The organism is Moritella sp., from assembly GCF_033791185.1.
Classification (GTDB): Bacteria; Pseudomonadota; Gammaproteobacteria; order Enterobacterales; family Moritellaceae; genus Moritella.
On record NZ_JASJHF010000238.1, the window covers coordinates 1 to 7104 of the forward strand.

Genomic DNA, 7104 nt, shown 5'->3' on the forward strand with positions numbered 1-7104 from the left:
ATTTGAAACTTTAGTTTAAATATTAACCATTAATTTAAGATTTAAACTGAAATTAAAGAAAATATTATTAATGCGACCTAGATCTCTATATAATTCCGTTCCGGCCAGAACCATCGAGTTTAGCCACCTTAGTTACAAGCCGTCACCAAGGAAATGTGAACGACCCAAGGATTTGGACCAGCGTGACTGTAGCTTGCTATCAAGGTGACTCGTATGTTGTTATTGGGCGGACTGACTGGATTATGTTTATTCTAAAATACTGTTTTTCCTCTCCTCATATACCAATACACGTAATACCTATTGCAATAAAATAGCGATCACTAACCAGGTCTAAGTTAATCCCACAGGGTGTTAATTTTTCCTGCGTTTACTGCCATCTAAATTTTATTCCAATTGGTATGACACCTTCATTTTTATACATCTATTTTTAAGAACAGGATGAAATTATGCAGTTGTTAATTAGTTTAGTTGGTATTTTAGTACTGATTTTATGTGCATTCGCACTTTCTGAAAACCGCAAAGCGATCAATTGGCGTACCGTTGGTGGCGCATTGTTCCTACAAGCCGGTTTTGCCGCTCTTGTGCTTTATTCTTCTATTGGTCAAGCAATGCTAGGCGCAATGAGTAGTGGTGTTGCCGGTATTTTAGGTTTTGCTGATGTAGGTATTCAATTCTTATTTGGTGATTTAGCGACAGAAGGATTTATCTTTGCTATCCGCGTATTACCATTAGTTATTTTTATTAGTGCGCTTATCTCATTACTTTATTACCTTGGTGTGATGCAGTGGGTGATTAAAGTGATTGGCGGTGGTATCCAGAAGTTTCTTGGTACTAGCCGTGTGGAATCATTAGCGGCAACAGGTAACATCTTTCTTTCGCAAGGTGAATCACCATTATTAGTTAAACCATTTTTACCGACCATGACGCGTTCAGAATTGTTCGCCGTGATGACGGGTGGTATGGCATCGGTAGCTGGCAGTGTGCTGGGTGGTTATGCCGGTTTAGGTGTTGAAATAAAATACTTGATTGCAGCAAGCTTTATGGCGGCGCCAGGCAGCTTGTTAATGGCTAAATTATTAGTGCCAGAACAAGAAACTGTCTCTGAAGTTACTGACATTGAAATGGCAAAAAGCGAACAAAGCAACGCGATTGATGCTTTAGCTGCAGGTGCGATGAATGGTATGAAAGTTGCTGTGGCAATCGGTACTATGTTAATTGCATTTGTGAGTGTGATAGCCATGGTAAACGCTGGTTTAGAAATGGTGGGTAACTGGGTAAGCATTGAAAACCTTACCTTACAAAGTGTATTAGGTTACATCTTTTCGCCATTAGCATTTATGATTGGCATACCTGAAAATGAAATGCGTATTGCTGGTTCATTCATTGGTCAAAAAATGATTTTAAATGAATTTGTTGCTTTCATGGACTTTGCGGCAGTTAAAGATACTATCTCTGAACACAGCCAAGTGATTATCACATTCGCATTGTGTGGTTTTGCTAATATTGGTTCTATTGCTATCCAAATTGGCTCTATTGGTGTTATGGCTCCAGAACGCCGTTCAGATGTGGCTAACTTAGGCTTTAAAGCTGTATTAGCTGCAACATTAGCTAACTTGATGAGTGCTGCATTAGCGGGTATTTTTGTTAGCTTGTAATACGCTATTGACGCTGCTTGTTGGTGTGTTCGGTTAAGTTAAACAGATTGGCATATTTTGAATCTCATGGTTTGAAGTATGCCTTTTTTTAGCTTGTAATGTCTTGCTGTTGATTAATTCCATCATAACTTAGTAGTTTTTAATTACATTTTTCAATGCTAAATAACAAGGTATTTTATTGTTCAATAAAGTGATCAACCTCGCATCTAAAGCCTAGAAATATTTAATCCATTATTGTTGATTTAGTGCTCTGTATTGTTTTTATTTTTCCCTGTTTACCTGTATCCTGCGGCCTCTAATTCAATCTGAAAAATTGATTTAATCTAATTATATTTAATGCAATGCAATGCGATGTAATTTAATGTCATGTAATCGAACTGAAAGGTAATCCGTTGAGCGTTTATAAACAAATGTCCTTAAAAAGTAAGCTACTAATCACTAGCTTTACAATTATTGTGTTAATGGTGCTATTTATGACTATTAATCTGAGTAATTCGTTGGCTAGTATGAATAAGGATATTATCGATAAAACCTCGACGGCGATGGATCAGCAAGTGATTGCCAGACTGAAATCGGAAGCTGATAGCTTTGCGCAAGAAGTCAGTGGCTTTATGAATGAGTCTTACAAAACCCCATTAATCGTTAATAAAATAATTCAACAGAGTATGTTGGATGACAAGCAATTGCTTGATCGTGAATTGATGAGTCAATTAGTCGGTTCTGGCTTGGCTGAAAATACCAATTTAAGTTCGTTCTACGTGCAATTCGAAAAAAATAGTTACGATAATAATGACCGTTCATACTTAAATTCAGATGCGTTACACACCGTACCACAAACGGGTAGCCTAGAGATTTATTGGTTCAAAGAGTCTGAAAATACGTTAATTCAAGAACAAGTTGAAGATCCGAACGAGAAGTATCTCGATGGCAAAAATGAATTTGGTATTCGTGAAGCGGAGTGGTTCCTTTGCTCGAAAGAGTCTTTACAACCTTGCGTGATGGAACCTTATCTGGCGGAAGTCACTACCGGCCATTCAGAGATGATGACTAGTTTGACGGTGCCGGTGATCCATAATGGCCAGTTTAAAGGACTTGTTGGGGTCGATCTTAATTTACCTGTCTTTAGTCAGATGACGGCAGACCTGAGTGATAAATTGTATCAGGGGCAAAGTAAAGTCACGCTATTGAGTTCGTTAGGGCTGATAGTCAGTTCGAGTCATTATAAAAATAAATTAGGTCGCCCATTAAAAGAAGCTCACAGTGATTTTGATGGTAAATTATTAACTTTGTATAAATCGGGTGGTTTTTTAGAAAAAAATGGCATTTATTACGTTAGTTTACCGATCTCGATTGCGGCTGCTAACACCACTTGGTCAATATTAATTGAAGTGCCTAAGAATGTGGCGTTGTCTGCTCGTGATGAGTTGACAGAATTAATTGATACGATTGTTGCATCTATCGTAACTCAGCAAGTCGTGATTGCCTTGATTTCATCGGTGCTTGCATTATTGGTCATGTTTGCGTTAGTGGCGTCAATTGTTAAACCGATTAATAGGTTAAATAATGCGATTAAACGTCTGGCCAGTGCCGATGGTGATTTAACGCAAGAAATACGTATCGATACTCACCAAGAATTAATTGAGTTAAGTGATAGCGTTAATCAATTTACGCATAAATTACGCGGGATGATTAACGCGTTAAAATCCGTCAACAGCAAGGCGCAAAGTTTGTCGAAAGACGTGAAAGTTATCAGCGATAATACGCGCCAAGCGACGGGTTCGCAGCAGGCTGAGATCATCAGTGTCGTTACCGCGACCAATGAGATGTCGACGGCGGCACACGAGGTATCTCGATTTGCTTCTGATGCCGCGGATAATACTGCCAAAGTACGTGATGAAGTTAGAGGTTCAAGTCAGTTATTAGCGGATTCGGTGGCGATGGTTAAATCATTGACCGAAGACATGCAAGCTGCCACGGTTTCTATCTCAGAGGTTGCTTCCCGCAGTGACGATATCAATAAGATCATTGATGTGATCCGCGCTATTGCACAGCAAACTAATTTATTAGCTCTGAATGCGGCGATCGAAGCTGCGCGTGCTGGTGAGCAAGGCCGTGGCTTTGCCGTTGTAGCTGATGAAGTTCGCAGTTTGGCGTCTAAAACTCAGGCGTCTACAGAAGAAATCAATAATATGATTAATGCGTTGCAACTTGGTGTCAATTCGTCGGTTAACATTATTGAACAAGGCGCAACTAAAGCCAAAGAAACCATGCTCAAATCGCAGTCGTCTTATGATTCATTACACACTGCACTGCAAGATGTCGACCTGATCAGTGATGATATTAACCATGTAGCGACAGCGGCGAGAGAACAGAAAGCAGTGAATGAAGATATTAATCGTAATCTAACGCTGATTGGTGATGAGTCTTCCGCATTGGCTACGATGGCTGAAAATAGCGCTGAATTAAGTGATAAACTGCAAGGCGAAATGAATGCAGTAGAAAATCAGTTAGCTTTATTGAAAACTTAATCATAAGCTTGTGCTACTGCAGTCTCGAGTCAAAATAACAAAGGCCCACTTTAACACTAAGTTGAAGTGGGCCTTTTTTGTAAGTACTGCCTTATTCTTTCTTGCATTTGTGCCGCAGTTTATTGCCATGGATTACCCACACAAAGCCCTTTGATTTATCTTTTTAGGCATTATCTTTAATATTAATGCCATGATCTGGTGTCAATTTAGCGCTAAGTAAATAAGCTTAATCTCTCTAAAGCTGTTTTTGACCTTTATATCATATTGACTATAATTAAAACCCAGTAAGTCACCTACTTAGTGGGTTACTAACTTACTTCCTTCCTTGGTAGGTTAAGAAGGGTCAATAATGCAATTTATAAATAATTATAGAGGCATTGCCATTTTACTCATCGTGTTGATCCATGCGATTGGCACGATTAATCATGATGACTCTGCTATTTTGTTGGGTGTTGGTCTGTTGCTTGATAATTCGACCATTCTATTTGTTGTTGTTGCCGGTTATTTATTCTCTTCATTATCGACCAATTTTGATTACCTTAAATTTATAAAACATAAGTTTAAGATAATTATCATTCCTTATTTCTTCGTTTCAATTCCGGCTGTTTTTATTTATATGTCAGGGCTAAAAGATAGCCATTACTGGATTGATATGAACTGGTTTACGAGCCTAAACGTGATATATCAATACTTGTATTTAATGGGGTCGGGTGCACACCTCGTGACGTTGTGGTTCATACCAATGATTATCCCGTTTTATCTGTTCAGTCCCGGCATTATTTATATTAAAAACAAGCAGTGGTTAGATGCTTTCTTTGTACTGTCATTGATTCCGGCACTGTGGTTCGGACGTCCGGAGTTTAGCGAAAATAACCTCATCTGGAGCGTGTATTTTTTACCCGCCTATCTATTTGGTATGTTGCTTTTTCAGCGGCCACGTATTTATGAAGAGTTAGCCAAGTACAGTGGCTTACTGTTGGTCGGTTATATCGTTATTTACCTTGGGTTATCATGGGATGCAGCCTTTAGCTCATCGGTAGATTTACTGTGGAAAATAGTCTTGTCCGTGATCATGATGGCGTATTCTAAGCGTTATTTAGCCAAGAAAAACAAATGGTTGAATATGTTTGCCCGTTTAAGCTTTTATTTATTTTTTGTGCATGGCTACTTTATAGGTGCTATTCGCATGCTGCATAGCCAATATTTTGGTATTGAAGTATCTGGATTATTTGCAGCGTCCGCAAGCTTTGCCACCACGCTTATTTTATCGTTATTGTCGTTTGTAATAATTAAATTGATTCTGAAAGATAAATCAAAAATATTTGTCGGTTTATAAATGAATGTATGCAGCGAGGCTGAATACTGTTTGAAAGTATTGTTTAGCTATCTTACTGCGATATCTGTATAGACCGCTTAGCGGTAGAGGCGCATATGTTTTTTAACGACTTAAGACGATTTAAAGATAACATCGCGATAATTGATGCGGCTAGTGGTAGGACTATCACTTACGCTAATCTTGATCATCAAGTAGGCATATTAACTCAGCAACTTGGTGATAATAAAGAATTGGTATTTATTGAATCGAAAAATACTATCCAGTCGGTGGTGTGTTATTTAGCCTGCTTAAAGAGTAATAAAGTTGTTTATCTTGCCGATGATTTTGAGAGTGAAAAATCCATTCAACTTATTAATAGCTATAATCCGAACCTACTTATTAACGGCCTAGGTCAGATTTATCATCACTCACAATCGAGTCATTCATTACACCCCAACTTAACTTTGTTGTTGTCGACATCGGGCACAACAGGTACCCCAAAATTTGTTAAATTAAGTACGGACAATATTCAGTCGAACACGGAGTCGATTGTGGAATATCTGCAGTTGAATGAGGACGATATTGCTTTAGCACATCTAAAGTTGCACTACTCTTATGGTTTATCAATATTACACTCTCATCTGCAAGCAGGTGCGTGTACCGTATTTACAGCACACAGTGTATTAGACGCTGGTTTTTGGCATGACTTAGTGACGTATTCAGCGACCAGCTTTGCGGGTGTGCCTTATACATTTGAAACCTTGTTAAAGACCGATTTTGATTTTAAACAATACCCGACATTGCGTTACGTCACCCAAGCGGGTGGTAAGCTCGAGGGTTATCTAGTCAAAGAGTACGCCTTGCAAGCGCAGGCTAATGAGGTCGAATTCTTTGTCATGTATGGGCAAACTGAAGCGGCACCGCGGATCTCTTATCTGCCACCGCACCTGACTGTTGACTTTCCAAATACCATCGGCCGTGCTATTCCGCAGGGCGAGTTAACGATTGTTAATGAACAAGGTTATGAGATCACTGCGCTAGATAAGGCGGGGGAGCTGGTTTATCGGGGCCGGAATGTGATGATGGGTTATGCCCGTTGTGTTGCTGATTTAGCGGGTGATGAGACCCCTGCGATGTTGTTAACAGGTGATATTGCTTGCCGCACTCAACATGATCTGTTTTATTTAGTCGGTCGTACCAAGCGGTTTGTGAAATTGTTTGGGTTGCGGATAAACCTAGATGATGTGCAAAGCTTTGTTAAAAAGCTGTATCCCCAAAGTGCGGTAACCGGTAACGATGACGCGATTATTGTGGCATTGGAAGCCACCAATGAGTATGTCGATAGTACGCTTTTGTTAAGCCAATTAACGGACTACTATGCATTGCCGCATGATAAATTTATTATTACCCCATTTAATGCAATTCCACTGCTCTCAAATGGTAAATATGATTTTAGAGCGATTGCGGAAGACGTTTACAAAAAACCGACAGTTGGTTTTATCCAGCGGACACTGCGCTCTATTTCAAACATTTTAGAATTAGATGAAAAAGAATGGGAGAGTATTAGCGATTTATTTATTGAAGCGTTAAGTTTGCATGAACTATC

At 39.2% G+C, this 7104-nt stretch carries 4 protein-coding genes; all 4 read left to right on the forward strand.

What is annotated here, in order from left to right; all coding sequences use genetic code 11:
* The first annotated feature begins 446 nt into the window (after positions 1-446).
* Positions 447-1655, forward strand: coding sequence for a NupC/NupG family nucleoside CNT transporter (locus QNK26_RS14040; RefSeq protein WP_319224033.1), 1209 nt, complete (start codon positions 447-449; stop codon positions 1653-1655).
* Positions 1656-2128: 473 nt separating this feature from the next.
* Complete coding sequence (locus QNK26_RS14045; RefSeq protein WP_319224036.1) at positions 2129-4183, forward strand: methyl-accepting chemotaxis protein; 2055 nt, start codon at positions 2129-2131, stop codon at positions 4181-4183.
* Positions 4184-4532: 349 nt separating this feature from the next.
* Positions 4533-5519 carry an acyltransferase family protein gene (locus QNK26_RS14050; RefSeq protein WP_319224040.1) on the forward strand — a complete coding sequence of 329 codons (987 nt, stop codon included), beginning with the start codon at positions 4533-4535 and terminating at the stop codon, positions 5517-5519.
* 95 nt (positions 5520-5614) lie between these two features.
* Positions 5615-7104, forward strand: a 1490-nt coding sequence (locus QNK26_RS14055; protein ID WP_319224042.1) for an AMP-binding protein, incomplete at its 3' end; no start/stop codon positions are given.

Coding starts and splice junctions, on each gene's coding strand:
- QNK26_RS14040 (WP_319224033.1), top strand. CDS start 447: ATGCAGTTGTTAATTAGTTTAGTTGGTATTTTAGTACTGATTTTATGT.
- QNK26_RS14045 (WP_319224036.1), top strand. CDS start 2,129: ATGACTATTAATCTGAGTAATTCGTTGGCTAGTATGAATAAGGATATT.
- QNK26_RS14050 (WP_319224040.1), top strand. CDS start 4,533: ATGCAATTTATAAATAATTATAGAGGCATTGCCATTTTACTCATCGTG.